The following is a 26,288-nucleotide window of genomic DNA, read 5'->3' as shown; positions in this document are numbered from 1 at the left end:
TAAGGTACGCATAATTTCCCGAGCTTATTCTAACTTTAGCCCGCTCCGTTCACGCCCGCTCGGGGTGGCGCAGAAGTCACGCTGTGCGCTGCAAAACGCTTCGCACAACCGGCCCAGGCAGCGCCTGGCCTGGCTGCGTTTCTTGGTGAATCAACCCATCTATCTTCAGCCGTTTTCTATGCCCACCGCTACTCGTTTTGCTCACTCCCTCCTCGGCGGCGCGCTGCTGCTGGCCGCGCCCGGCTGGGCCCAAGCGCCCACGCTGGTCAGCACCAGCCCCGTTCGGTCGGTTACCACCGTAGGGCGCCTGAGCAGCCTCAGCGCCACGTTCTCGCAGGCCGTGACGGGCGCCGCCGGGCTGCGCCTCAGCAGCTCGACCCGCGGCTACCTCGCCGCTACTCCCAGCGGCAACGGCACCACCACGCTCAGCCTGCAGCCTACCCAGGCCTTTGCCGCCGGTGAGCAACTGATGCTCACCATTCCGGCCACGGTGCAGAGCACCAGCGGCACGGCCCTGAGCAGCGGGCAGGTTATGAGCTTTCAGGTGGCGGGCGGCCCGGCCAGCTACGTATTCAGTGGTGGCAGCGCGCATAACGGCACCGGCCCGATCACGCCGGGCATTCCTCCCATACTCGGCGACGTGAACAACGACGGTTGGCTGGACATGGTAGTAACCGACGGAGGCGCCAACTTCGGCCTGCTGTATCTGGGCAACGGCCAGGGCCTGTTCGCCACCACGGGGCAGCAGCTGGTACCGGGCACTTCGCCCCAGGGCGCGGCCCTGGCCGACTTCAACAACGACGGCCGCCTGGACCTGGCTACCGCTTCCGCCGACGACGCGTACGGCGTGACCCTGTCGCTGGGCGTCGGCAACGGCACCTTCACCGCGCCCGCCGTTGTGGCCGCGGGCCGGAAGGCCCGGCACCCCCGGGCCGCCGACGTCAACGGGGACGGCAACCAGGACCTGCTTTACCTGCAGCAGGCAGCGGCGGGTACGACCCTGGATGCGGTAATCGTGCTGCTGGGCGACGGGCTGGGTGGTTTTGCCGCGCCCCTGCCCCTGGCCGCTCCGCCAGATACGCGCACCTTCTACGTTCAGGACCTGAACAACGACGGAAAGCTGGATTTACTGACTTACTCCTTCTATACGAGTACGAGTATCTACACCTTCCTGGGGACGGGGCAGGGTACTTTTGGTCCCCGGGTGACGGCCGCTGGCGTCGACAATTCCTACCCGCTTTCCCAGTTTGGCCTGGGCGATATGGATGGTGACGGCATTATCGATCTGGTCATGCCCAATTTTCCCTGGAACCACGGTACCAATCCCACTGTCCGCGGGTACGTCAAGGTTTATCCGGGCACGGGACAGGGTACTTTCGGCACTGGCATTACAGCCGGGGGGACATTGCCGGTAAGCGGCTATCAGTACGTCAGTAATATCGTGCTGGCTGACATCAACGGGGATGGTCGGCTTGACATGATAGAAGGCACTGGCGGAGCATCATCCAGCTCCTTCGTCATGCTCCAAATCAACGAAGGGCAAAACGCTTATTCCGCCGCCCGACCGCAGAGTATGTGGTATAATTTGTTTGCCGCCGGCGACGTCAACAACGACGGCACGATAGATTTTGTCATGACGGGCGATTATTTCCGCCGCAGCGAAGTCAGCTTACGCCTCAACTCGCCCCTGGCCACGGCCCCGACCATTACCAACGTGAGCCCGACCAGCGGCGCCCCGGGTACGCTCGTCACGCTCACCGGCACCAACTTCACCGGCGCCACGGCCGTGCTCGTCGGCGGCGTGTCGGTGCCGTATACTATCACACCGGGCGGCACCATCACCTTCGCCGTGCCCGCGGGCGTGCCCCACGGCCTGATCAGCGTCATCACGCCCACGGGCACGGCTACCAGCGGGCGGTTCGCCCTGGTACTGGCCGGCCGCGGGGCCGCCGCGGCCCTGGCCGCCACCGTATTCCCCAACCCGGCCACCGGGCAGGCCCAGGTGCAACTGCCCACGGGCACCGGGGCGGTGCAGGCCGAGCTGTACAGCCCGCTGGGCCAGTTGGTGCGCCGCGTCCGGCTGATGCCCGCGGCGGGCCAGGCGCCGCTCGACCTGACGGGCCTGGCTCCCGCGCTCTACACCCTGAAGCTGCGGACCGCCACGCACAGCAGCACCCTGCGCCTGGCGGTGGAGTAGCTGCTCCCCGCGCCGGTTATACAAAAGCCCTCGTTCGCGCGCGAACGAGGGCTTTTGTATAACCGGCGCGGGGAGCAGCCGCCGGGCTACTCGGCCGACGAAAGCAGCTCGGCCGCGGCCTGGGCCGGGTGCGGGCCGCGGTCCTTCGTGAGGATGGTGTGGCCCAGCTTGTCGCGCTTGGTGGTCAGGTACCGCTCGTTGTGCTCGTTGGGCGTCATCTCGATGGGCACCGTGTCCACGATTTCGAGGCCGTAGCCGATCAGGCCGGTGCGCTTGCGGGGGTTGTTGGTGAGCAGGCGCATCTTCGAGATACCCAGGTCGCGCAGGATCTGGGCGCCCACGCCGTAGTCGCGCTCGTCCATGCCGAAGCCCAGCTCCAGGTTGGCTTCCACCGTGTCGCGGCCCTGCTCCTGCAGCTTGTAGGCGCGGAGCTTGTTGAGCAGCCCGATGCCGCGGCCTTCCTGGTTCATGTACACCAGCACGCCCTTGCCCTCGCGCTCGATCTGCTGCATGGCGTGGTGCAGCTGGGGGCCGCAGTCGCAGCGGCAGGAGCCGAAGATGTCGCCCGTCACGCAGCTGCTGTGCACGCGCACCAGCACCGGCTCGTCGCCCGAGATGTCGCCTTTGACCAGGGCCAGGTGCTGGGCGCCGGTGCTGCGCTGGGTGTAGGCAATCAGCTCAAACTCGCCCCACTGCGTGGGCATCTTCACCGCTATTTCGCGGTCGATGAGGCTTTCCTGCTGGAGGCGGTACTTGATCAGGTCCTGCACCGAAATCAGCTTCAGATTCCACTTATCGGCAATCTGGCGCAGCTCGGGCAGGCGGGCCATTTCGCCGTCCTCCTTCAGAATCTCGACCAGCACCCCGGCGGGCTCGAAGCCGGCCAGGCGGGCCAGGTCGATGGCGGCCTCGGTGTGGCCGGCGCGGCGCAGCACGCCTTCCTTGCGGGCTTTCAGCGGGAAGATGTGGCCGGGCTTGCCCAGCTCCTCGGGCTTGGTGTCGGGGTCGATGAGGGCCAGGATGGTCTTGCTGCGGTCGGAGGCCGAAATGCCGGTGGTCACGCCGTTCTTCAGCAGGTCGATGGACACGGTGAAGGGCGTCGCGTGCAGGGCGGTGTTGCGGCCCACCATCAGCTCCAGGCCCAGGGCCTCGCAGCGGTCCTCGATGAGCGGGGCGCACACCAGGCCGCGGCCGTGGGTGGCCATGAAGTTGATGACTTCGGGGGTGGCGCAGCGGGCGGCGCAGATAAAGTCGCCCTCGTTTTCGCGGTCTTCGTCGTCCACTACTACCACCACTTTGCCGGCGCGGATGTCGGCAATGGCGTCTTCGATGGGGTCAAGCATGGCTTGCTTCAGGAATTGCGGCCGGCCGGGGGGAGCGGGCCGCGGGTTGGGTTTGGGCTGACAACCGCCAGCGGCCCTACAAAGTTAACGGCCCGTTCGGAATCGTTGGCGGTAGTTACCGAACAGTTGTTAGGCTCTTCGAACGGAATGCTGAGCGGCGGTTACCCAACTGGCTTCACTCCTTCTAAGCTGTTGCATAAACATGTAATGAATGCCTCGTCGTGACTGTGAACAATCAAGTATGAAGAATCAACTACTTCGATTACGTATTCACAGGCTTTATACATCTGCCCCCTACCTGTTCTATACCGATGCAGGCTGGTAACGTCCGCGCTGCCAAGCAATATCAGGTCTACTATTTGGGCTGGTGCGTCGGCAAGCTGCCGGACCCCTTGCATCGAAATAGACAACCCCTCGGGAGACGTATTGACTGTTTCGCCGTGGTCCCCATAATCAGCTATGCCCGTTTCACCCCAGACGTTCAGATACAACAAATGCCACTGCACCGGTTCGGGCACAATAAGGCAGGGCAGAACGTCTTTTAGATTCACCGTGAGGAACGGGCTGTTTACATCGCCGTGAATTTCGACACCCATCATAGGCAGTAACGCCGGGCTGTTCAGCCCGCTGAGTTGTTTGTTATAAACGTAGTCGTGCCGGAACTGGAATTCGTGGCACCGCTCCTACTGCGCCAACAGCCGCACCAGCCGCTCGGTGGTGCCTTCCCAGGTGTACCGCTCGCGCACGAACTCGCGGCCCTGCGCAGCCAGGCCTTCGGCTTCGGCAGGATGGTCGAGCAGCTGGCAGATGCTCTCGGCCAGCCCGTCGGTATCGGCCCCGACGAGCAGGTGCTGGCCGGGGGTGCCGCCGAGGGCGTTGTTGGCCAGCGGGGTGGTCACCGAGGGGCGGGCCATGGCCATGGCTTCGAGCAGCTTGTTTTGCAGGCCGGTGCCGGTGCGCATGGGCGCCACGAACACCCGCGCCGAGGCGTAGGCCGTGCGGATATCGGGCAACCAGCCGCTCACGCGCACGTGCTCCGACTGCAGCGCCAGCACCCGGGCTGCGGGCGTGGTGCCGGCCAGCAGCAGCCGCGCCGCGGGGTGGCGGCGCCGCACGGCCGGCAAAATGCCCTCGGCCAGCCACTCGGCGGCTTCCACGTTGGGGTGGTAGGCCATGTTGCCGCAGAACACCAGCTCAAACGGCTCGTCGGCCGCCACGGCGCCGGGGCGGAAAAACTCGGTGTCGATGCCGTTGGGCACCACCTGAATACGCTGCCGCTGCTCGTGGTCGATGAGCTGCCGGTCCTGGTCGCTGATGATGGTGTGGTGGCGGAACCAGTCGAAGGCGCGGGCCTCGTACTGCTGCAGGCGGCGGGCTTCGAGGGCCATGACGGGACGCTGCCACAGCGGGGCCTTGCCCGCCCAGCGCTGCATGCCGGTCGAAAACACGTCCATGTAATCGAGCGTGAACGGGACGGCCGTGGCGTGGGGCCGGGCGTACTCGGCCATGCGAATCAGCTGGCAGTAGCCGCGCTCGGGCCGGAACGCCCGCACCACCTCGGCCAGGCGGCGCTGGGCCGCCGCGTCGTGGAAGTAACCGACCTGGAAGGGCTGGCCCTGCACGGCGGCCAGGGCCATGTTGGCGGCAATGCCGGGCTTCCGGAGCCGGTGCACGTGCACGCCGCCCCGGCAGAGCGGGGCCACGGCCGCGTGGGCCTCGGGCGTCACGTCCTCGTCCGAGAGGGCGAAAAGGCAGACCTCGAAGTGACGGGCCAGGTAGCGCAGCTGGTGAAAGGCGCGGAGTTTGTCGCCCTTGTCGAGCGGGTAGGGAAAGCGGGACAGCAGGACGAGAAGCTTCATCGGGGCGGCAAAGCTACGGCCTGGCCCGCACCCACGCGCCGGTACAGCTCGACAAAGCGCTGCACCACCTTGTCGTTGTCGTAGAGCAGCTGGGCGGTGCGCTGGGCCTGCTCGCCCACGCCCTTGTAGCAAAACTCGCCGTGGCAGTACTGGCCGAGCACCTCAATCCACTGCTGCGGGTCGTCGCACACCAGAATGTCGTGCAGGTGCCGCACGGCAATGCCCTCGGAGCCCAGGCCGGTGCTGATGATGCACTTGCCCAGGGCCATACCCTCGATGATTTTGACGCGCATGCCGCCGCCCGAGAGCAGGGGCACTATCATCACCTCGTACTCCTGCATGAACACCGGCGCCGAGGCTACGAAGCCGTGGACCCGCACGCCCGGCACGCGCAGCGCGCGGATGTGGGCGGGCATGTTTTTGCCGGCCACCTGCAGCTCCAGCTCGGGGTGGTTTTTGCGAGCTTCGGGCCACACGTGTTCCAGAAACCACTCCAGGCCCTCCACGTTGGGGCGCCAGTCGAGGGAGCCGAGGAAAAACAGCGTCTTGGGCTTCGCCTTGATGGCCGCATCGGGCTGCACCCGCGTCAGATCGACGCCGGCGGGGATAAACACCACCGGCTCGGGGCAGCCCAGCTGGCGCAGACGGCGCTGGTCGGGCTCGGTAATAGCGGCCACGGCCGAAAAGCGCGGCAGGTAGCGGGCCTCGAAGCGCTTGAGGCGGCGGGCCAGGTGGCGCAGGTAGCCGGCCTTCAGGCCCTGCCGCTCGTTGCGGGCCAGCTGGTCCCAGATTTCGTGCTCCACGTTGTGGGCGCGCAGCACCGTGGGCACGCCGGGCGCCACGCGCTGCACCACGTCCACGTACCAGGCCACGAACGTGCCTTCCATCTGCACCACGTCGAAGTGCTCGGTGGTGAGCAGCTCGGTGAGCCTGGCCGCCAGCGCCCCGGACATAAAGCGCTCCACGTTGTAGGGGTGCGGGCTGAAGAGCAGGTTGCGCAGGGCCTTGAGCGGCGAGAGGCTCGTGTCCACGTCCACCGTCACCAGGCGCAGGCCGGGGCCGAGGTGGGCCAGCGCGTCGGCGGCCTGCTGGTGCTTGGGCGTGTTGGCGGCCAGCAGCGTGACGGTGTGGCCCGCGCGCACGAGGCCGGCGGCCACGTCGTACATGGCAATGGCGCCGCCGTCGGTGGGCGGAAACGGGACGCGGGGACAGAGCTGAAGGACGTTCACGGACCGAAACGGCTGGACGGGTGGACTACAAAGATAATAGGGGAATGAGGGTTGACCGTCATTCAGAGCACAGCGAAGAATCTCGCTTGCTGACTCCCGATAGTAATTTCTCCACCAAGGTTACTATCTGACCAAACACGCGAGATTCTGCGCTGCGCTCTGAATGACGTTCTTCTTACCGCTCTCCCAATCACCTCCGCAACTCCTGCACCACGCGCAGGATCTGCTCGTCGGTGCCGAGCAGCAGCAGGATGTCGCCGGGGGCGGGGCGGAAGTCGGCGGCGGGGCTGACTTCGAAGCGGCCGGCGCTGTCCTTGAGGCCGATGACCGTGGCGCCGGTGCGCGAGCGGACGTCCAGCTCGCGGATGGAGCGGCCGCGCAGCTCCGGGCGCAGGTCCTGGTAGGCCAGCTCTTCCAGGCGCAGGCGGTTGGGGCCCAGGCCGCTGATCATTTCCAGGAAGCGGATGACTTCGGGGCGCATCACCAGGTTGGCCATGTGCGAGCCGCCGATTTCGTCGGGCATCACCACCGAGTCGGCGCCGGCGCGCAGCAGCTTGCTCTCGGAAGTTTTGAGCGAGGCGCGGGCAATGATTTTCAGCTGCGGGTTCAGCCCGCGGGCCGTCAGGGTCACGAACACGTTGTCGGCGTCCTTGGGCAGGGCCGAAATCAGGGCGCTGGCCCGCTCGATGCCGGCTTGCTTGAGCGTCTCGTCGGCCGTGGCGTCGCCGAAGACCACCGGCACGGCGCTGTTGCCCAGGGCTTCGGCATTGGCGCGCATCAGCTCCTGGCTTTGCTCGATGATGACGACTTTGGCCCCGTTGGCGCGCAGCTCGTGGTAGGCCTTGCTGCCGTTGCGCCCGAAGCCGCAGACGATGACGTGGCCGTGGATGTGGCGGATTTCCTGATCGGTCATAAACATCTTGAAGAGGTTGCGCAGCTCGCCGTCGAAGAGGTACTGGGTGAGCACCGACACGAGGTAGGCCACCACCACCAGGTTGTAGAGGATGTAGAGCGAGACGAACAGCTCCCCGCGCTCCGACAGGGGCTTGACTTCCTCAAAGCCCGTGGTGCTGATGGTAATGACCGTCATGTAGAAGGCCTGCAACCAGGTGTAGCCTTCGATGAGCATGAAGCCGGCCATGCCGATGCCCATGCTGAGGATCGAGAGGATGATGGCCAGCATAAGCCGGCTGAGGTTGGCGCGTTTCCACATATTGCTGGGTGGAGGCGAAGGTAGCGGGCGGCGGGGCTTTGTTGTGCCTGCCGCGGGCTTTGCGTATCTCGCAGCCAAATATTCTGCCCTCACCTATCCCTTCATGGCCAAACGCCTCCTGCTGCCCCTGGTCGGCCTTTATATCCTCTACCTCGCGGGCGGCCTGGCCCTGGCTTATGTGGAGGTTATTGACCGGGTCTATTTTTTCCCGGGCTTTGCCATTAAGCGGCCCATGCCCGACAAATCGACCTTCGCCCCCGACGGCCCGCTCGTGCAGTACCGGCCCGATGGCACGGCCCTGAGCCGGCGCATCGTCCCGCAAGGTGCGGGCTTCACCATCCAGCTCGATACACTGCACCATCCTACCGACTCGCTCACCTGCTTCGTGCAGGAAACCGGCCTCACGTTCCGCTTTCCGCGCCACGCCTTCCCCGCCGCCGAAGCCGCCGAGTACCCGGCGCCGGAAAAGATGCTGGTGGTGTCCGACATCGAGGGCAACTTCAAGGGGCTGCAGCTGATCCTGCAAGGCGCCGGCGTGACGGACGCGCAAGCCCGCTGGCGGTTCGGCCGCGGCCACCTGGTGTTCGTCGGCGACCTGTTCGACCGAGGCCTGCAGGTGACCGAGTGCCTGTGGCTGCTCTACAAGCTGGAGCACGAGGCCGCGCAGGCCGGCGGCAAGGTGCATTTCATCCTGGGCAACCACGAGGTGATGAACCTGACCGGCCACTACAAGTACCTGCGCCGCAAATACCGCAAGAACGCCGACTCGCTCGGGGTGGAATACGCCCGCTGGTACGCCCCCGACACCGAGCTGGGCCGCTGGCTGCGCACCAAGAACGTGGTGGAGCGCATCGGCCCTACGTTGTTCGTGCACGGCGGCCTCAGCCCCGAAGCAGCCGCCCTGCGCCTGCCCCTGCCGGCTCTGAACGACCTCACCCGCCGTAGCCTCGACGCGCCCGATACCACCGGCCGCAACGCCGCCGAAAAGCTGGCGCGCAACCCCAAGCTCAGCCCCGACTGGTACCGGGGCCTGGCCCAGGAAGACGCCCCGGCGACGCACGTAGCGGCGGTGCTGCGGCAGTACGGGGCCAGGCGCCTGGTCATTGCCCACACGCCCGTTGAGCAGATTACGCCGCTCTACGACGGGCAGGTCGTGGCCATTGATTTGCCGCACCAGGAAACTACCGGCCAGGGCTTAATGCAGGCGCTGTGGATTGAGAGCGGGAAGTTTTCGGTGGTGGATAATCAGGGGCGGAAGCGGGCGTTGTAGCTGGTCACTAGTTCTCTGAACGGTTTGTCCAAGCGTCTTTTCAGCCATGCAGCTTTCTACTATTCTGCTGGTGAGTCTGCTGGTGCCGAGCCTGCCCCTACTGGCTCAAACGCGCTCCGGCAGCGTGCACACAGCCCCCGGTAAGCCGCTGCTGCTGCAACGGGGGCAGCCCGCAGCTTACAGCCCGGCCAAGCCGCCGGTGGTATTGCCCCGCTACTGGGCCCTTTCCGATTCCGCGCAACGCGTGGCGGCCTACCGACGGCTGCACGCGCACTTGCAGAAGCAGCTGCGCTACCCGGTGCAGGTACTTCGCGACTCCGAGGGCTGGGCAATTCCCTCCGACCTGTTCCGCTTCCGGTTCGTAGTGAACCCCGACGGCAGCACGCAGCCCCCCACGCTGACCGCCCGCGCCCTGACCCTGGCCGAATCGGCTTATAAGCCCAGCATGGTGCAAGCCCTGGCAGCCGAGGCCACGCGCGTCCTGGGGGCCCTGCACTTTGCCCCCGCCGCCAAAGCCGATACGCTCACGCTGCCCATCGTCTTTCCGCGGTGGTAGGCAGCCCCACTCCTACCGCGAAATAATGGTGCCCAGCAGCCCGGCTAGCTGCATGTCCAGCTGCTTGAGGCTCTTGAAGATGGCCATCTGCGCCAGGTACTCCTCCACGTTGCTGGGATTGAGGGAATTCATGGTGTTCAGGCACTCGGTCAGCTCCCGCTCCACGTTGCACTTGTTCAGGCGCAGAATGGCGTTTTCGCAGGCTTGCTGCAGCTGGTCCAGCTCCCGGGGCACGTAAATCTGGTGGGTAATCCAGTTCGGGCTCAGCTCGTGCATTTCCGACACCATATCGGTAATGGCGGCGCGGATGTCGCCGCGCTCGTGGCGCACCAGCTCCCGGGCGTCGGGGAAGCGGCCGGCCTGCACGGCCTGGTTGCAGAGGTGCAGCAGGTCGGCGTAGATGGGCGTGCGGAAAGGCGTCTCGTCCACTTGGCTGAGCAGGTACTCGGCCACGGGCACGCCGTCGGCCAGGGCCTGGGCGGGGTAGTTCAGAATCAGCCGGATAACCTCCCGCTCGCAGCTCTGCTGCACGTCGGGCACCGGCTCCAGGTCGAGGGCGTCGCCTTCGCCGGGCTCCTCGTCGCCCATGAAGCCGTAGGCCTCGTCGGGCATGGAGTCGTCGTAGCCGGGGCTGGTGGCGGGCCGCGGGGCCGACGGCTGATTCAGGCCGGTGAGCTGGCCGCCGGGCTGCACCGCGGCGCCGCTGCTGGCCGGGCGCGGGGCGGGGCCGCTGGTGCGAGTGCCGCCGGCGCCGCTGCCCGCATGGCCGCCGCCGGGCCGCGGACCGGGCGCCGCCTGCTTCACCTGCTTGTTGTAAGCGTCGATGAGCACTTGCTCGTCGATGTGGAAGGTGACGGAGGTTTGCTGCAGAAACACCTGGCGCTTCAGCGGGTCGGGCACCTTGGCAATGCTCTGCAGCACTTCGCGGATGGCCTCGGCCTTTTTCACCGGGTCGTTGGCGGCGTCTTTGGCCACCAGCCGGGTCTTGAAGCTGATAAAGTCCTGGCTGTTTTCTTCCACGAACTGCCGGAACCGCTGGTCCCCCACTTTGCGGATGTAGCTGTCGGGGTCGTCGCCGTCGGGAAACAGCACCACGCGCACGTTCAGGCCGTTTTCCAGGATGATATCGAGCCCGCGCAGAGCCGCCCGGATGCCGGCCGCGTCGCCGTCGTAGAGCACCGTTACGTTGTCGGTGTAGCGGGCAATGAGGCGAATCTGGCCCTCGGTGAGCGAGGTGCCCGACGAGGCCACCACGTTCTTGACCCCGCCCTGGTGCAGGCTGATAACGTCGAGGTAGCCCTCCACCAGGTAGCACAGCTCTTCCTGCCGGATGGCCTGCTTGGCCTGGTAGAGGCCGTAGAGCACGTCGGATTTATGATAAATCTCCGACTCGGGCGAGTTCAGGTACTTGGCCCCGGCCTTTTCGTCGCGCCGCAGGGTGCGGGCCCCGAAGCCCACCACGCGGCCCGAAATGTTGTGAATCGGGAACATCACCCGGCCGCGGAACCGGTCGTAGCGCCGGCCGTCCTCCTCGCGCTTGATGACGAGGCCGGTTTTCTCCAGATACTTCACGTCGAAGCCCGCCTGCTGGGCCGCGTTCAGCACGTCGTCCCACTTGTCCAGCGAGTAGCCCAGCTCGAAGGTGTCGATGGTCTGCTGGTTCAGGCCCCGCTCCTTGAGGTAGGCCCAGCCGATACTCTCCCCTTCTTCGGAGTCGCGCAGCAGGGTCTTGTAGCGGTTTTTGGCCCAGTCGGACACGATGTACTGCGAGTCCCGCTCGTTCTGGGCCAGCTGCTGCTCGGGGGTGCGCTCCTCCTCCTTGATTTCGACCCCGTACTTCTTGGCCAGCCACTTGATGGCCTCCGGGTAGCTCACCGACTCGATGTCCATCACGAAGCGCACCACGTCGCCGGCCTTGCCGCAGCCGAAGCACTTGTAGATGCCCTTGGCCGGCGCCACCGAGAAGGAGGGCGACTTTTCGTGGTGAAACGGGCAGCAGGCCCACATATTCTGGCCCTTCTTTTTCAGCGACACAAAGTCGCCCACCACCTCCACGATGTCGGCGTAGTGGAGGACCTGGTCAATGGTTTCTTTCGGGATGAGGGCCAAAACGCGGGGGCAATAGGTGGTGACAGGAGCGGCGGGACTACAAAGCTACCCACAAAGTCCCGGCCCCGCTTGAAAGTTGCGGCTGGCGGTGGTTTCGGGAATGATGACCACGTAATCGTAGCCGAGCAGGGTGGCCTGCCGATGATGAAGATGTGCAGGGTTTTCTGGTCGTGGGCGTCGACCAGGTTCACGGCCAGGTTGCCCACGTCGTAGATGTCGCCCCAGATGCTGCGGCCCCGGCCCAGGTGGTAGGCCCCAAACTTAAACAGCATAGGCGGCAGCGGCTGCCCGGGCACCTGGTAGGGCTGCAGCTCCGCGAGCAGGTTGCGCTTCATCAGGTTGATGCGGGCCTGGTGGCCGCCGGGCTTGCCCGCGGCGTTGGTTTTGAAGATGGCCCCGCTGGCTTCCAGGTCGCGTAGCATCTGCTGCACGGCGGGTCCGTCCTGGCGGGTGAGGGTGCGCAGGCTGTCGAGCGGGGCGCAGCCCGTTGATGCTGATGGCGCCGTAGTGGCCGGCCACCAGGGCGGCGCGGTCGTGGGCCTGAGTGGCGGCGGCCTGCCGGCGCAGGTAGCGGCGGGCCGGCTTGCTCTTGGTTTCGTCGGCCATCAGCCCCAGCAGGCGGCCCGAGGCGGCAAAGCCCACCTGCTCCACCCCCACCAGCGCCGTGCCCCGCGCCCGCAGCGCCCGGGCCAGCTCAAATTCCTCGGCCCAGCTGTAGCACGACAGAGCCATCGGGTACTGGCGCAAAAACGCCGTCGGCGGGCCGGACTGGGCGGCCAGGCGGCTCAGGTCGCGGGCCTGGTACCGGTCGATTTCGGCCACGTACACCTTGGGGCGCCGCGTTTAGGCCCCCGCCACCGGGGCGGGGCAGCCCGGGCCTAACCTTGCCCCCGTTTGCTGGTTATCTTTGTGCCTTCCATTCGTCTCTTCCCTCCTACCATACAATGGCCACGATTACCAAGGACGCCGTCCTGAAAGCCCTGAGCTACGTCGAGGAGCCCGATCTGGGCAAGGACCTCGTCACGCTCAACATGATTGAGGACGTGCAGGTCGACGGCCGCAGCGTCTCGTTCACCGTGGTGCTGACCACGCCCGCCTGCCCCCTGAAGGAGCTGATTCACAACGCCTGCGTGCGCGCCATCCACACGATGGTCGACAAAGAGGCCGAGGTGACGGTGAACATGACTTCGCGCGTGACGTCGATGCGCCAGAACCGCGACGTGCTGCCCGGCGTCAAAAACATCATTGCCATTGCCTCGGGCAAGGGCGGCGTGGGCAAAAGCACCGTGACGGCCAACCTGGCCGTGGCCCTGGCCCGCTCCGGCGCCAAAGTCGGCCTGATCGACGCCGACATTTCGGGCCCCTCGATGCCGGTCATGTTCGGCGTGGAGGACTCGCGCCCGCACGTGTTCCAGACCGAAGACGGCCGCAACCTGATCGAGCCCATCGAGCGGTTCGGCGTCAAAATCATGAGCATCGGCTTCCTGGCCCCGGCCGAGTCGGCCATCGTGTGGCGCGGGCCCATGGCTTCGTCGGCCTTGAAGCAGTTCATCACCGAGGTGGACTGGGGCGAGCTGGACTACCTGCTGCTCGACATGCCCCCCGGCACCTCCGATATTCACCTCACGCTGGTGCAGACCTTGCCCGTGACGGGCGCCGTCATCGTGACGACGCCGCAGAAAGTGGCCCTGGCCGACGCGCAGAAGGGTTTGCAGATGTTCCGGCAGCCGCAGATCAACGTGCCGGTGCTCGGCATCATCGAGAACATGGCCTGGTTTACGCCCGCCGAGCTGCCCGACAACAAGTACTACATCTTCGGGCAGGGCGGCGGCGCGGCGTTGGCGCAGAAGCACGAGGTGCCGCTGCTGGGCGAAATTCCGCTGGTGCAGGGCATCCGCGAAAACGGCGACCAGGGCATTCCGGCGGTGTTGCAGACCACGTCGGCGGTGGCGCCCATCTTCGAGCAGCTGGCCGAGTCGGTGGCGCGGGCCGTGTCCATCCGCAACAACGTGGCCCCGCGCACCCAGGTGGTCGAAATGAAGTAAATCCGCCGCTTACGGCCCGGATTCGGGGGATTGTAAGCTCAACCGTAGGGCGGGGCCGGGCTTCGTGATTTGCGAATTCAGGGCAGATCCGGGAGTCCGAGCCCGCTTATCCCCGTTCTTTTTCCGAACTTCACGGCCCGGACCCGTGTCTTGTTACTATGTCTGCAACTGCTCCCGTTTTAGAACATCCTCTGCTGCCGCGCATCGAACAGGCGCTTGACGGCATCCGCCCGTACCTGGAAGCTGACGGCGGCAACGTCCGCGTGCTCGACATCACCGACGACATGGTGCTGCGCCTGGAGCTGCTCGGCGCCTGCGGCACCTGCCCCATGTCGCCGATGACGCTGAAAGCCGGCGTGGAGGAATCGGTGAAGCGCGCCGTGCCCGAAATCCGCAGCGTGGAGGCCGTCAACGGCAACGCGACGCTGCAGCCCGCCGGGCAGGAAGGCCGCCCGCAGCCTCCCACACCCGTACCGACGCCCAACTAGATTCGCTTTTCGTCGTTGGTTTTTCGTTTTTCGAAAGTACCAACAGCAGCGCCCCGCTTCTGCCAATTTCGGCGGAGGCGGGGCGCGGTGGTTTTAAAATAGCCTTCTTATTCAACCTTCCCGCTTTTTCAGCCAGTCGGGCCAGCCGTGCTTGGCGACCCATTCTTTGAATCGGTCGGAGTTGATAAGCTCCCGATCGAGGGCCTCAATCTGCCGCAGCGCTTCTTCCCGCTCCGGCCAGGCCTCAAAGCAGGCGGCGTGAAAGCCCGCGTCGGAATACGCGTACAGTGGGTGGCCGGCGGGGGCAAAGGCCGGCAGGCCGCGGATGTCGTCGCCTTCCAGCAAGGTTTTGCCGCAGAGGGCGCAGGACGTTGAGCCGAGGAATATTAGGGCCATGTTTTTTAGTTCAGCCGATTATTTCTTTACCTCATAAATTCCAGCCCCCGGGTTCCACACCAATTTACCATGATTGGTCGCCCAAAAGTTATTCCACCATTTCGCATCCTTGGATTCAACCAGTGTCTTATCCCCGAATAACATCCCAAGGTACGCGAAAGTATAGGTATCGGGGCTGCAATAGCTAGCCTGTGCACCTCTTTCCCTGGGCATTTCATCTAAATTATAGAGTTGCTTCAGACAGCTCTTGGTAAGCTGATCTTTGACTGAATTTGGCTGCAACGAAATAATCAGGGTCTCCACTGCCGGCAGACCACTTATTTCCGAAATCTTGGCATTCGGCTGGTCGGCAGGCTTATATTCCACTATTGATTTACCCGACAAATAGCCAAGCCATTTTTCCCGTATAGCTTTCAGCTCTACGTCGCTGGAATGAATGATTACGAAGCCGAAATTCTTGTTCGTGAGGCTTTGCAGCAGCTGATTAGCCCGCCCGCCAACCGTAAACAAATCGTTATCGATAACCAGGCCCTTGCCCTCGAACGTGATATCCCCGCTGGTTATCCTATCCCAGATAACTAATCTGCTCGTGCCTTGAAGCTTCGTTTCTTTTTTGTTGGTTATCCGCTCCGCAAGGGCCTTTAAATAGGCAGTATCTTTTGCATAATTGTTAGCGGAAGCATTCAGCGTCAAAAATACCTCGCTTCAGCTTTTATCATTCAGGTTCTTCTGCAGAAGCTCGGCAGCCGTTAGCCTCTGGGCTTGGTCATACATTTCTTTGGTATAGTTTTCTATGTTCTGCTGACTCCACGAAGTCAGTATCTTCTGGGAATATGCTTTGCAGCAGCTGCTTAAAGCCAGGATCAGGAGCAATGTTTTTTTCATTTTCTAGCGGGATGATAGTCGGCAGTAGCCGGGTTGGGACTACTTATTTTCTGGCTCTAAAGCCTACCATCCGCCCGAATGGCAGCCTCATAAGGTAGCCAGCCAGCCGCTTTCGAACCAAGCCTCAGCTTCCGGCGCCACGGTTTCTGCCAATTCCCGCCTCGCTTCTACCTTTGCCCCCACACCACCCTGCTGATTCCGCACATGGCCAACCCCAACGACCCCGCCCTGCACTCCTGGATTGACATTCCGCCCCACAGCGACTTTCCCCTCCAGAACCTCCCGTTCGGCGTGTTTTACACCGAGGAGCGCGGCACCCGCGTGGGCGTGGCCATTGGCGAGTACGTGCTGGATTTGTACGCGGTAAGCCAGTTCGGCTACTTCCGCGGGCTGGACTTGCCCACCGAGCCCAAGGTGTTTCGGCGCCGGTCCCTGAACGCGTTTATCAAGCTGGGGCGGCCGGCGTGGCGGGCCGTGCGCCAGCGCGTGAGCGAGATTCTGCGCCACGACAACGGCGAGCTGCGCGACCAGGAAGAAGCCATGCGCGAGTGCCTGCTGCGCCAGCGCGACGTGCAGATGCTGCGCCCGGTGAAGCCCCAGAACTACACCGACTTCTACAGCAGCATCGAGCACGCGACCAACGTGGGCACCATGTTCCGCGACCCCAGCAACGCCCTGCTGCCCAACTGGCGCTGGATTCCCATCGGCTACCACGGCCGCACCAGCAGCATCGTGGTCAGCGGCACCGATATCCGCCGTCCCAACGGGCAGCGCAAGGCCCCCGATGCCGCCGCCCCGACCTTCGGGCCTTCGCAGCAGCTGGACTTCGAGCTGGAAGTGTCGCTGGTGGTGGGCCAAGCCACCGGCATGGGCCAGACGGTGCCGCTGGCCGAGGCCGAAGACCACATCTTTGGGCTGATCCTGTTCAACGACTGGTCGGCCAGGGACCTGCAGAGCTGGGAATACGTGCCGCTGGGGCCGTTTCTGGGCAAAAACTTCGGCAGCAGCGTCTCGCCCTGGGTGGTGACGCTGGACGCGCTGGAGCCCTTCCGGGTGGCGGGCCCGGCGCAGGAGCCCGAGCCCCTGCCCTACCTGCAGCAAACCGGCGCCCACAACTTCGACATTCAGCTGGAAGTGAGCCTGGCCCCGCAGGGCGGCCCCGAAACCGTCATCAGCCGCACCAACTTCCGGGACATGTACTGGAGCATGGCCCAGCAGCTCACCCACCACGCCTCGAACGGCTGCCCGCTGGAAGTGGGCGACCTATACGCCTCGGGCACCATCAGCGGCGCCACGCCCGATTCCTACGGCTCGATGCTGGAGCTGACCTGGCGCGGCACCAAGCCCCTGACCCTGGCCGACGGCGCGCAGCGCAAGTTCATCCAGGACGGCGACACGGTGGTGATGCGCGGCTTCTGCCAGCAGGGCGAACTGCGCATCGGCTTTGGCGAAGTACGCGGCACGGTGCTGCCGGCGGCGGAGTAGGCGTGATTTAGTGACTTAGTGAAATGGCGTTGGCGTCCGCGCGAACAGAGCATCACTCACTAAATCACAGATTCGCGCCGCTTTTCCGCCCGCAGGCGGCGCCAGCGGCGCAGCAGCAGGAAGCTGCTGGCCAGCCCGCCCAGCACCAGCCAGTACACCAGCTCGGTGGCCCACACCGCAGCCAGCGGCAGGCGCAGCCAGTGCACCGCCGCGTAAGCCGCCAGCAGGTAGGCCCCGATGGCCACCACCTCGATTTGGAACGCCCGGCCCGCGCCGCCCAGGCCGATAATGCTGTTGTAAAGGATGTTGCTGGCCGCAAACAAGGTCAGAATCAGCGTCAGCACCGGGGCCAGGGGCACCAGGGCGGCGTTCAGGGCCGGCTCGGAGGTGAACAGCCCGCCCACGCGCACCGGCAGCAGGCTGATGAGCAGGGCCAGCGGCAGGGTCGCCAGCAGGCTCAGGACGATGGTGCGGGCAATGACGGGGGCCAGCAAATCGGGGCGGCGCTGGCCCAGGTAGCGGCTGGTGAGCGTGTAGATGGCCGAGGCCAGGGCCAACGACGGCAGGCTGACCACGGTGTACACGCTGCGCACGATGTTGGACACGGCCAGCGCCTGACTACCCAGCTCACCCACCAGCACGAAAAAGCCAAACCAGCCGGCCGTTTCCACCAGCTGCTTGCCCACAATGGGCGCCCCAATCAGCAGCAGGCGCCGCAGCGGCAGCCGCATGGGGGCGTGGCGCAGCAGGGCGTAGCGGTGCCGCAGCCCGGGCCGCCGCAGCGCCAGCAGCAGCACCGCCGCCCCCGCCGCCTCCGATACTACCGAGGCCCAGGCCGAGCCGGCAATGCCCAGACGCGGCAGCCCCAGCCCGCCCAACACCCAGCCGTAGTTCAGCACTACGTTGGCCAGGGTCATCAGCAGGGTACTCAGGCTGATGACGCGCGTGCGGGCAATGCCGGTGAAAAAGCCCGCCAGGCAGTGCCACAGAAAGCTGGCCGGCAGGGCCCACACCACGGCGCGCAGGTACAGCTGCATCTGCCCACTCACCGCTGCATCGGCCACGAGGCGGGCGGCCAGCCACGGCGCCAACACGAAGCCCAGCCCGGCCAGCCCCACGGCCAGCCCCAAGCTCAGGTACAGCGTGTTGTCGAACAGGCGGCCCACGGCGCGGCGCCGCCCCTGCCCGATGCGGCGGGCGGTGAGAATCTGCAGGGCCACCGCCAGGCCCGCGCCCACGGTGGTGAGCAGGTAGAACAGCAGTCCGCCGAGGCCCACGGCCGCCAGCGGCACCTGGCCCAGCCGCCCCACAAACACCGAATCGGTCAGGTAAATGGCGCTCTGCGCCAGGCTGCCCAGCATGATGGGCGCCGCAATGTCGAGAATGGCGCGGTAAGACGCCGGGCGCCGGCGACGGGACATGGGCGGTGAGGTGGTGAGGTGGTGAAATGGTGAGTTGATGTTCTGAAATGGGCCCGTTGAACGTCAACTCACCACCTCACAATTTCACCACCTCACCGCGGTAGTAGCAGTTCAGGATGGAGTCCATGGGCGCGCGGCCGGCGGCTACGGCTTCCACTTTGGCCTGGTAGCGGGCTTCGAGCAGGGGCCGCAGGGGCTGGGCCACCTGGTTGAAGTGGCGGAAGGCGTCCGTGAGCTTGGCGTCCCACTCGGGGTGGAAGTTCAGCAAATCGTCGGGCAGCACCTGGGTACGGGCGCTGCCGGGCTCGGGCAGGCAGTCGAACGGCTCCCACACGTTCAGGTAGCCGTAGTCGTCGGTCAGCTCCTCGCCGGGGTGAATGTCGCGCACGGCCAGCTCGAAGTTGTAGGCCGTCGACACCAGGGAGCTGTTGAAGGAGTGGTTGACGAAGCGGGAGTTGTCCCAGCAGAGCACGAAGTCGCCCTGCGCGTCGCGGTAGCTGTACTTGTTGAGGATGTCCTTGTGCAGCTGGTCGAGCCCGCGCACCCGCTCGGGGCTGAAGGTCTGGTCGAAGGCGTCGAAAATCCAGCAGATGGTGCCCTTCGGAATCAAGCGAGTGGCTACCACGCCGTAGCCGATTTCGGGGGAGATAAAGCGCAGTTCGGTGTCGGGATGAATCATGAGAGAGGGAGAGCAGGAGGCGGAGAAACGCAATAGTAGCCAAAAGCCGGCGACGGTGCCAGCGGTCCGTTTTGCCCCCTAACCCGGGCGCCCTCAGCCGGTTGGGGAGCGGTGGCGCCCCGGCCGGCGGCGGCCTACGACTTTCGCGCGAAAACCCTGCGCGAAACACGTATTTCCGCTTGCCGAAACGCCGGTTCTCACCTTCCCGGCGTACTACCCCCATCGGCGGCGCTGCCGGTGCCGGCCAGGCCCGATTCCCGGCCGCTGCCCCGGCCCGGCGTCCTTCCCTCGCGCTTCACCCTCACCCAAAACACCAAGTATATGCTAGCAATGGACTACCGCGGCCCGAAACGGGTCCGCGCCGTGCAGAAGCCGATGCCGGAAATCAAGCACCCGCAGGACGCCATCGTGAAGGTGCTGCGCACCTGCATCTGCGGCTCCGACCTGCACCTCTACAACGGTAACGTGCCCGACACCCGCGTGGGCAGCACCTTCGGCCACGAGTTCGTGGGCGAAGTGGTGGAAACCGGCGCGGAAGTCACCAAGGTGAAAGTCGGCGACCGGGTCATCGTACCCTTCAACATCGCCTGCGGCGAGTGTCACTTCTGCCGCCAGGGCATGTTCGGCAACTGCCACGAGTCGAACACCGAGGCCACGGCCGTGGGCGCCATCTTCGGCTACTCGCACACCGCCGGCGGCTTCAACGGCGGGCAGGCCGAGTACTGCCGCGTACCCTACGCCAACGTGGGCCCGGTCATCGTGCCCGAGGGCATGGACCTGGACGACGCCGTGCTGCTCACCGACGTGGTGCCCACCGGCTACCAGGCCGCCGAAATGGCCGGTATTCAGAACGGCGACACGGTGGTGGTCTTCGGCGCCGGCCCCATCGGCATCATGGCCGCCCGCTGCGCCTGGCTGTTCGGCGCCGGCCGCGTCATCATCATCGATCAGGAAGACTACCGCCTCGATTTTGCCCGCAACTACTCCTACTGCGAAGCCTACAACTTCAAGGAAATGGACGACCCGGTCGTGTTCGTGAAGAAAATCACCGACTGGATCGGGGCCGACGTGGTCATCGATGCGGTGGGTGCCGAGGCGGCTGGCAACACGATGCAGACCATTACCGGCCGCAAGCTGCTGCTGCAGGCCGGCTCGGCCACGGCGCTGCACTGGGCCATCAACTCGGTGAAGAAGGGCGGCGTGGTGAGCATCGTGGGCGTGTACGGGCCCACCGACAACCTGGTGCCCATCGGCAACGTGCTCAACAAGGGCCTCACCATCCGGGCCAACCAGGCCTCGGTGAAGCGCCTGTTGCCCCGCCTGATTCAGCACGTGCAGAACGGCGTGCTCAACCCCAAAGGGCTGATTACGCACCGCCTGCCGCTGGAGGAAGTGGCCGATGGCTACCGCATGTTCTCCGCCAAGCTCGACAACTGCATCAAAACCGTGCTGCTGCCCCCTACCGCCAGCCACTAACGCCGCCCGACTCATGGAACAGAACGTGATAAACACGCCCATCGACCCCAAGCAGATTCCCGGCTGGGGCATCGACGCCGACCCTAAGAACGACCCGACCTACCCCATGCGCCAGCGCATGAACGTGGGCCAGGACCCGGACAGCAAGCACCGCCCCCAGTCGCTGCAGCCCGTCGATACCGAGGTGCTGCGCTCCATCGAGCGGCCCAACGTGTCGGCCGTGTTCGGCACGCCCGAGCCGCCCAGCGGCCTGAGCGGCATGATCCGGCGGGCGGCCTTCCACTACAGCGAAAACCGCTACCGCCACTGGCTGCCGCTGGTGCTGGCCGACCGCGTAAACGTGGTGGAGGGCATCATCGAAGACCTGGCCCACGGCAAGCTGCCCAACATCTGGGCCGAGAAAGGCTACGACGTGGAGTGGAAGCACAACCGCACCAGCCTGATCCTGAAGCTTTCGGCCGTGGCCGCCGTGGCTGCGGGCGCCGTCGTGCTGCTCAGCTCCGGCGACAAGAAGGCCGACAAGCGCAAGCACTACCGCGGCGCGTACTACGAGGAGTAGGCCGCCCCAGCGTCCTTTTTTGCGAAGTCCGGTTGGCATTTGCCAGCCGGACTTTTTTTGTGCTTTTCCCCGGCGGCCGGCCATGAAAATTGCGGCCCCGCGTGATAATTTTACCCGTTCGTGCGGTAGCGCGGCGGCTCTGCGGGGCCCGTTGTTATTCTTCCATTGCTTGTTTTATGCGAAAACGTTTTCCCCTCGCCCTGGCGCTGTGCGGTGGTTTATTGCTCTACCCCGGCGCGGCCCTGCGGGCGCAGAGCCTGGACCCCACGTTTCTGCCGACTACCCTCAAAGCGCCCTTCACTGCCTCCTCCAATTCGGGGGTGAAGACGCTGGCGGTGCAGCCCGATGGCAAAATTCTGGTGGGCGGCGCCTTTGATTTCGTGGGCGGCACGCTCACGGGCAAGCTGCAGCGCTTCAACCCGGACGGCACCGTGGACGCTACCTTCAACGCCGGTACCGGCGCCAACGCCCCGGTGACAGCCGTGGCCGTGCAGCCCGACGGCAAGATTCTGGCGGCGGGCGGCTTCAATACCTTCAACGGTACCGCCGTGACGGGCGTGGTGCGGCTCAACGCCAACGGCAGCCTCGACAACACTTTCTCCAGCCAGGGCAGCGGCGCGCCGGTCTATTCCGCAAGCCTGGCCGTGCAGCCCGACGGGAAAATCCTGGTAGGCGGCGCCGACTATAACCTGGCCCGCTCCGAGTTCATGAGCAGCTTCGTGCGCCTGAACGCCAACGGCACCCGCGACACCGGCTTCACGCCCAGCACCGGGGCCGATAGCGGCTACGTCTACAGCCTCCTGGTGCAGCCCGACGGCAAAATCCTGGTGGGCGGTTCGTTTTCCACGTTCAACGGCCAGTTCACTGGCAGCCTGATGCGCCTGAACGCCGATGGGTCGCTGGATACCAGCTTCAGCTTCGCGGGCGGGATGAGCATTGGTTTCGTGCGCAGCCTCGCCCGCCAGGCCAGCGGCAAGCTGCTGGTGGCGGGCACGCTCACCGTCAACAACCTGGCGCAGAGCCTGGTGCGCCTGCTGTCCTCGGGCGCCGTTGACAACACGTTTACGGCCGGGGCCGGAACCACTCCCGGCTTAGTCATGTGCCTGACGCAGCAAAGCTCCGGGGCGGTGCTGCTGGGCGGCACGTTTACCGAATACAACGGCGTGCCCCGCAACGGCCTGGCCCGCGTATCCGCCGACGGGGTGCTCGACGCGGGGTTTGCCCCAGCGGCCGGGCCCAACGGGATGGTGCAGGCCCTGGCGGAAACCAGCGGCGGGCAGCTACTCATCGGCGGCAACTTCACGCAGTACGGCGGCAGCAGCCAGCCGGCCCTGGCCCGCCTGAGCACCGGCGGCACCCTCGACGCGGCGTTTGCGCCCGTGCTCGAATCCCGCGGCACGATTTACCAGGCCTTTCCGCTGAGCAACGGGCAGCTGCTGGTGACCGGCTACTTCAGCACGTTCAACGGCACCGCGCTGCCGGGGTCGGCCGGCCTGCCGCGCCGCCTCAACGCCGACGGCAGCCTGGACCCGAGCTACGCGGCCGGCGCGGGCGGCAGCGTGCAGGCGGTGCTGCCCAACGGCAGCCTCTACGTGCTCGATTACGCGCCCAACCCGCTGCGGCGCCTGCTGCCCGGCGGCGCCCTCGACAACGGCTTTACGCTCCTGCCAACGGCCGGCCGCACCGGCAACGGCACCGACATCGGCGGGGGGCTGAACGGGGCGGTGGTGCAGCCCGATGGCAAGGTGCTGGTGTACGGCGTGTTCACGTCGTACAACGGGGTGCCCCGCAACGGGCTGGCCCGCCTGCTGCCCGATGGCACGCTGGACGCTTCGTTTACCCCGCCGGCCAGCGCCAGCCTGCCCAGTAATACACAGGGCATCCGCACCGTGCGGGCCGTCTTCGTGCTCAACAGCGGCAAGATCCTCTACAAATGGGCCGGCTACTTGGGTAGTAACCAGGAAATCCTGACCCAGCTCAACGCCGACGGCACCGTCGACAACACGTTCAGCACCGGTACCGGCCCGAACCCGGCCACCGGCGCCGGCTGGACCCTGGGCGTGCTGCCCCAGCCCGACGGCCGCCTCCTCGTCTGGGGCGGGCGCTTCACCAGCTTCAACGGTCAGCCCACGCCCTACGGGATGACGCGCCTGACCACCACCGGCGCCGTCGACCCGACGTTTACCGGCCTCTCCGACTACTATTTTCCGCGCTACGTGCAGGCCGACGGAAGCATTCTGGCCACCACGGGCAACATCACCGGCAATACGCTGGGGGCCGGCCCGGCCAGTACCCTGGTGCGCCTGCACCCGGATGGCAGCCCCGACGCCAGCTTCGCGCCCGTGCCCATTCCCGCCAGCATCTTCGGTGGCGACGACCACCTCGCCCAGGTCACGCCGCAGCCCGCCGACGGCAAACTGTTGCTCTCCGGCTCGTTCCGCTACGTGGCCGGGCAGCCGCGCATCGGCCTGGCCCGCCTCACCAACGCCCCCTTAGCTACCCAGCCGGCCGGCAAGCGGCCCCAGCCGCTCACGCTCTACCCCAACCCGGCCCGGCAGCAGGTAACGGTGCAGCTGCCCGCCGGCGCGGAGCAGCTGCGCCTGCTCGATTTGCAGGGTCGCCTGGTGCAGCTACATCGGGTGCCCGCCCGCCAGACGGCGGCCGCGCTGCATCTGACGGCGGTACCCACCGGGCTGTACCTGGTGCAGGTCGTGGGCAGCGCGGGCCTATACCAGCAGCGCGTGGTGGTGACGCACTAAGCGCCCTGACCGTATTGAGCGCACTGTTGCGGTAGCGCCGGCTCACCCGCCGTCATTGCGAGCGAAGCGACGCAATCTTTCCGCTAGTAGCAGAGACGGGACACTACGCGTCAACCAAAAACAGCACCGTCCAAACCTGCAGATGCGAGGTTTCGGGCGGTGCTGTTTTGGCTTCTGCCAACTGGGCCGTTTGTGCCGCGAGAGGAACGATTGCCGCGCTTCGCTCGCAATGACGGCGGGGTGAACCGTCGCTTGCGGCCTACTTCCGCCCGCCGATAATCTCGTCGACCACGGCCGGGTCGAGCAGGGTGGTGGTGTCGCCCAGGTTGCTGGTTTCGCCTTCGGCCACTTTGCGCAGGATGCGGCGCATGATCTTGCCGGAGCGCGTCTTGGGCAGGCCCGACACGATTTGGATCTTATCGGGGCGGGCGATTTTGCCGATTTCGGCCACGACGGTTTCGATGACGCTGGCTTCGATGTGGGCCTTGTCGGTGTCCTTGGCGGTCACGCCGCCCTGCAGAATGACGTAGGCGTAGATGCCCTGCCCCTTCACGTCGTGCGGGAAGCCCACTACGGCCGACTCCACCACGTGGGGGTTCTGGTTGATGGCGTTTTCGATTTCGGCCGTGCCGAAGCGGTGGCCCGACACGTTGATGACGTCGTCGACGCGGCCGATGATGCGGTAGAGGCCGTCCGGGTCGCGGCGGGCGCCGTCGCCGGTGAAGTAGTAGCCGGGGTAGGGCTTGAAGTAAGTCTGCTCGGCCCGTTCATGGTCGCCCCAGGTGGTGCGGATGACGGCCGGCCAGGAGGCCTTGATGGCCAGGTAGCCTTCCTGGTCGTTGCCCTCGATTTCCTGGCCTTCCTGGGTGAGCAGCACCGGCTCGACGCCGGGCAGTGGCAGGCCGGCGTGGGCGGGCTTCGAGGGCGTGATGCCGGCCAGGGCCGAGAGCATGATGCCGCCCGTTTCCGTCTGCCACCAGGTATCCACGATGGGGCAGCGCTCCTTGCCCACGTGGGTGTGGTACCAGTGCCAGGCCTCTTCGTTGATGGGCTCCCCCACCGAGCCGAGCACCCGCAGGGAGTCGAGCGAGTAGCTGAGCACGTTGTCGAGCGGGGCGGCCATCAGGCTTCGGATGGCGGTGGGCGCGGTGTAGAAGATGCTCACCGAGTGCTTGTCGATGACTTCCCAGAAGCGGCCGGCGTCGGGGTAGGTCGGCACGCCTTCGAACATGAGGGAGGTGCTACCGGCCAGCAGCGGGCCGTAGAGCAAATACGAGTGGCCGGTAACCCAGCCCACGTCGGCGGTGCACCAGTACACGTCGTTTTCCTCCACCTGAAACACGTTGCGGAAGGTGTAATCGGCCCACACCATGTAGCCGGCGGTGCTGTGCACCACGCCCTTGGGCTTGCCGGTGCTGCCGGAGGTGTAGAGGATGAACAGCGGGTCTTCGGCTTCCATTTCCTCGGCCGGGCAGGTTTTGGCCACGCCCTCGGCTTCCTCGTGGTACCACACGTCGCGGCCCTCGTGCATGTACACCGGCCAGCCCAGGTGCTCCACCACCAGCACCTTGCGCACCGAGGGGCAGTGGGCCAGGGCCTCATCCACCACGCGCTTCACCGGAATCTGTTTGGGGCCGCGGTTCAGCCCGTCGGCGGTGATGACGAAGACGGCTTCCGCGTCGTTGACGCGGTCGGCAATGGCGGTGCTGCTGAAGCCGGCGAAGACCACCGAGTGAATGGCCCCGACGCGGGCGCAGGCCAGCACGGCAATGGCCAGCTGCGGAATCATGGGCATGTAGAGGCACACCCGGTCGCCCTTCTCCACGCCGAGGTTGTGGAGCACGTTGGCGAAGCGGCACACTTCCTGGTGCAGCTCGCGGTAGGTCAGGCGCAGGTGGCGCTGCTTGGGGTCGTTGGGCTCCCAGATCAGGGCCAGCTTGTTGCCGCGCTGGGCGAGGTGACGGTCCAGGCAGTTCTCGGTGATGTTGAGGCGGGCGCCGTCGAACCAGGTGCTGCGGCCTTCGGGCGAAAACGCGCCGCCGCGCACCGAGGTCCACTTGCGGCGCCAGGTGAAGGGCTCGGCCACCTCGGCCCAGAACGCGTCGGGGTCCTGGACGCTGCGCTGGTAGGCCTGCTGGTACTCTTCAACGGAACGAATGCGGGGGTGCTGAGGCATGAGGAGGTGACTGGTAGGTAGGAGCGGCAGTTTACGAAAAAGCGGCTGCGCCCGCGTTGTCGGATTGTCGCAGAATGTGGCGCAGGAGTCGCAGAACAAGACGTAGCCTGAACGTTCCGTGCGCGTCGCGCTGCTGACGCCTG

General features: G+C 65.6%; 21 protein-coding genes. 9 read left to right on the top strand and 12 right to left on the bottom strand.

Annotated features, from left to right (window positions below):
* The first annotated feature begins 178 nt into the window (after positions 1-178).
* Positions 179-2,197, top strand: a complete 2,019-nt coding sequence (locus DLM85_RS03300) for an FG-GAP-like repeat-containing protein (RefSeq protein WP_111476631.1) — start codon at positions 179-181, stop codon at positions 2,195-2,197.
* 86 nt (positions 2,198-2,283) lie between these two features.
* Here the strand turns inward: DLM85_RS03300 and DLM85_RS03295 are convergent, their stop codons facing one another.
* The 5 genes from DLM85_RS03295 to DLM85_RS03280 all read right to left on the bottom strand — a co-directional run bounded on the left by DLM85_RS03295 (position 2,284) and on the right by DLM85_RS03280 (position 7,841).
* Positions 2,284-3,552: a bifunctional 3,4-dihydroxy-2-butanone-4-phosphate synthase/GTP cyclohydrolase II gene (locus DLM85_RS03295; protein WP_111476630.1), complete on the bottom strand. Its 1,269-nt coding sequence runs from the start codon at positions 3,550-3,552 to the stop codon at positions 2,284-2,286.
* A 149-nt stretch (positions 3,553-3,701) separates the two neighbouring features.
* A complete protein-coding gene (locus DLM85_RS24890) occupies positions 3,702-4,136 on the bottom strand; it encodes a hypothetical protein (protein WP_165821988.1) in 435 nt (144 codons plus the stop codon).
* An 87-nt stretch (positions 4,137-4,223) separates the two neighbouring features.
* Positions 4,224-5,399, bottom strand: coding sequence for a glycosyltransferase (locus DLM85_RS03290; RefSeq protein ID WP_111476629.1), 1,176 nt, complete (start codon positions 5,397-5,399; stop codon positions 4,224-4,226).
* A complete protein-coding gene (locus DLM85_RS03285) occupies positions 5,396-6,628 on the bottom strand; it encodes a glycosyltransferase family 4 protein (RefSeq protein ID WP_133256864.1) in 1,233 nt (410 codons plus the stop codon). The genes DLM85_RS03290 and DLM85_RS03285 overlap by 4 nt, the downstream gene beginning before the upstream one ends.
* Positions 6,629-6,818: 190 nt before the next feature.
* The gene (locus tag DLM85_RS03280; protein ID WP_243635855.1) at positions 6,819-7,841 is read right to left on the bottom strand and encodes a potassium channel family protein; all 1,023 of its coding nucleotides are present in this window, start codon (positions 7,839-7,841) and stop codon (positions 6,819-6,821) included.
* 103 nt (positions 7,842-7,944) lie between these two features.
* On the opposite strand from DLM85_RS03280, the gene DLM85_RS03275 reads away from it, so the two are divergent.
* Together DLM85_RS03275 and DLM85_RS03270 are read left to right on the top strand one after the other, a co-directional pair.
* Positions 7,945-9,111, top strand: a complete 1,167-nt coding sequence (locus tag DLM85_RS03275; RefSeq protein ID WP_165821987.1) for a metallophosphoesterase — start codon at positions 7,945-7,947, stop codon at positions 9,109-9,111.
* Between the two features lie 46 nt (positions 9,112-9,157).
* Positions 9,158-9,667: a hypothetical protein gene (locus DLM85_RS03270; protein WP_111476626.1), complete on the top strand. Its 510-nt coding sequence runs from the start codon at positions 9,158-9,160 to the stop codon at positions 9,665-9,667.
* A 12-nt stretch (positions 9,668-9,679) separates the two neighbouring features.
* On the opposite strand, the gene dnaG is transcribed toward DLM85_RS03270, so the two are convergent.
* Both dnaG and DLM85_RS24885 read right to left on the bottom strand, forming a co-directional pair.
* Complete coding sequence (dnaG, locus tag DLM85_RS03265) at positions 9,680-11,776, bottom strand: DNA primase (RefSeq protein WP_111476625.1); 2,097 nt, start codon at positions 11,774-11,776, stop codon at positions 9,680-9,682.
* Positions 11,692-12,207: a hypothetical protein gene (locus DLM85_RS24885; RefSeq protein WP_133256863.1), complete on the bottom strand. Its 516-nt coding sequence runs from the start codon at positions 12,205-12,207 to the stop codon at positions 11,692-11,694. Before DLM85_RS24885 ends, dnaG begins: the two co-directional genes overlap by 85 nt.
* Before the next feature lie 513 nt (positions 12,208-12,720).
* On the opposite strand from DLM85_RS24885, the gene DLM85_RS03255 reads away from it, so the two are divergent.
* Both DLM85_RS03255 and DLM85_RS03250 read left to right on the top strand, forming a co-directional pair.
* Positions 12,721-13,821: an Mrp/NBP35 family ATP-binding protein gene (locus tag DLM85_RS03255; RefSeq protein ID WP_111476623.1), complete on the top strand. Its 1,101-nt coding sequence runs from the start codon at positions 12,721-12,723 to the stop codon at positions 13,819-13,821.
* A gap of 158 nt (positions 13,822-13,979) precedes the next feature.
* Positions 13,980-14,309 (top strand): NifU family protein, encoded by a 330-nt coding sequence (locus DLM85_RS03250; RefSeq protein ID WP_243635854.1) that lies wholly within the window; start codon positions 13,980-13,982, stop codon positions 14,307-14,309.
* A gap of 111 nt (positions 14,310-14,420) precedes the next feature.
* On the opposite strand, the gene DLM85_RS03245 is transcribed toward DLM85_RS03250, so the two are convergent.
* Positions 14,421-14,705: a hypothetical protein gene (locus DLM85_RS03245; protein WP_133256862.1), complete on the bottom strand. Its 285-nt coding sequence runs from the start codon at positions 14,703-14,705 to the stop codon at positions 14,421-14,423.
* 18 nt (positions 14,706-14,723) lie between these two features.
* Positions 14,724-15,398: a hypothetical protein gene (locus tag DLM85_RS03240; protein ID WP_111476621.1), complete on the bottom strand. Its 675-nt coding sequence runs from the start codon at positions 15,396-15,398 to the stop codon at positions 14,724-14,726.
* Between the two features lie 396 nt (positions 15,399-15,794).
* On the opposite strand from DLM85_RS03240, the gene fahA reads away from it, so the two are divergent.
* The gene (gene fahA, locus DLM85_RS03230) at positions 15,795-17,075 is read left to right on the top strand and encodes a fumarylacetoacetase (protein WP_111476619.1); all 1,281 of its coding nucleotides are present in this window, start codon (positions 15,795-15,797) and stop codon (positions 17,073-17,075) included.
* Between the two features lie 59 nt (positions 17,076-17,134).
* Here the strand turns inward: fahA and DLM85_RS03225 are convergent, their stop codons facing one another.
* Together DLM85_RS03225 and DLM85_RS03220 are read right to left on the bottom strand one after the other, a co-directional pair.
* A complete protein-coding gene (locus tag DLM85_RS03225; RefSeq protein WP_111476618.1) occupies positions 17,135-18,496 on the bottom strand; it encodes an MATE family efflux transporter in 1,362 nt (453 codons plus the stop codon).
* Positions 18,497-18,572: 76 nt separating this feature from the next.
* Positions 18,573-19,175, bottom strand: coding sequence for an SET domain-containing protein (locus DLM85_RS03220; protein WP_111476617.1), 603 nt, complete (start codon positions 19,173-19,175; stop codon positions 18,573-18,575).
* Positions 19,176-19,496: 321 nt separating this feature from the next.
* On the opposite strand from DLM85_RS03220, the gene DLM85_RS03215 reads away from it, so the two are divergent.
* The 3 genes from DLM85_RS03215 to DLM85_RS03205 all read left to right on the top strand — a co-directional run bounded on the left by DLM85_RS03215 (position 19,497) and on the right by DLM85_RS03205 (position 23,969).
* Positions 19,497-20,651 carry a zinc-dependent alcohol dehydrogenase gene (locus DLM85_RS03215; RefSeq protein ID WP_111476616.1) on the top strand — a complete coding sequence of 385 codons (1,155 nt, stop codon included), beginning with the start codon at positions 19,497-19,499 and terminating at the stop codon, positions 20,649-20,651.
* 13 nt (positions 20,652-20,664) lie between these two features.
* Positions 20,665-21,210, top strand: a complete 546-nt coding sequence (locus tag DLM85_RS03210; RefSeq protein WP_111476615.1) for a hypothetical protein — start codon at positions 20,665-20,667, stop codon at positions 21,208-21,210.
* Between the two features lie 176 nt (positions 21,211-21,386).
* Positions 21,387-23,969, top strand: a complete 2,583-nt coding sequence (locus tag DLM85_RS03205; RefSeq protein ID WP_111476614.1) for a T9SS type A sorting domain-containing protein — start codon at positions 21,387-21,389, stop codon at positions 23,967-23,969.
* Positions 23,970-24,228: 259 nt separating this feature from the next.
* Here DLM85_RS03205 and acs read toward each other — a convergent pair whose 3' ends face one another.
* A complete protein-coding gene (acs, locus tag DLM85_RS03200) occupies positions 24,229-26,145 on the bottom strand; it encodes an acetate--CoA ligase (protein ID WP_111476613.1) in 1,917 nt (638 codons plus the stop codon).
* Positions 26,146-26,288 lie beyond the last annotated feature (143 nt).

The sequence above is a fragment of the Hymenobacter edaphi genome, from assembly GCF_003258365.1.
Classification (GTDB): domain Bacteria; phylum Bacteroidota; class Bacteroidia; order Cytophagales; family Hymenobacteraceae; genus Solirubrum; species Solirubrum edaphi.
This window is presented reverse-complemented; position numbering and strand designations above follow the sequence as displayed.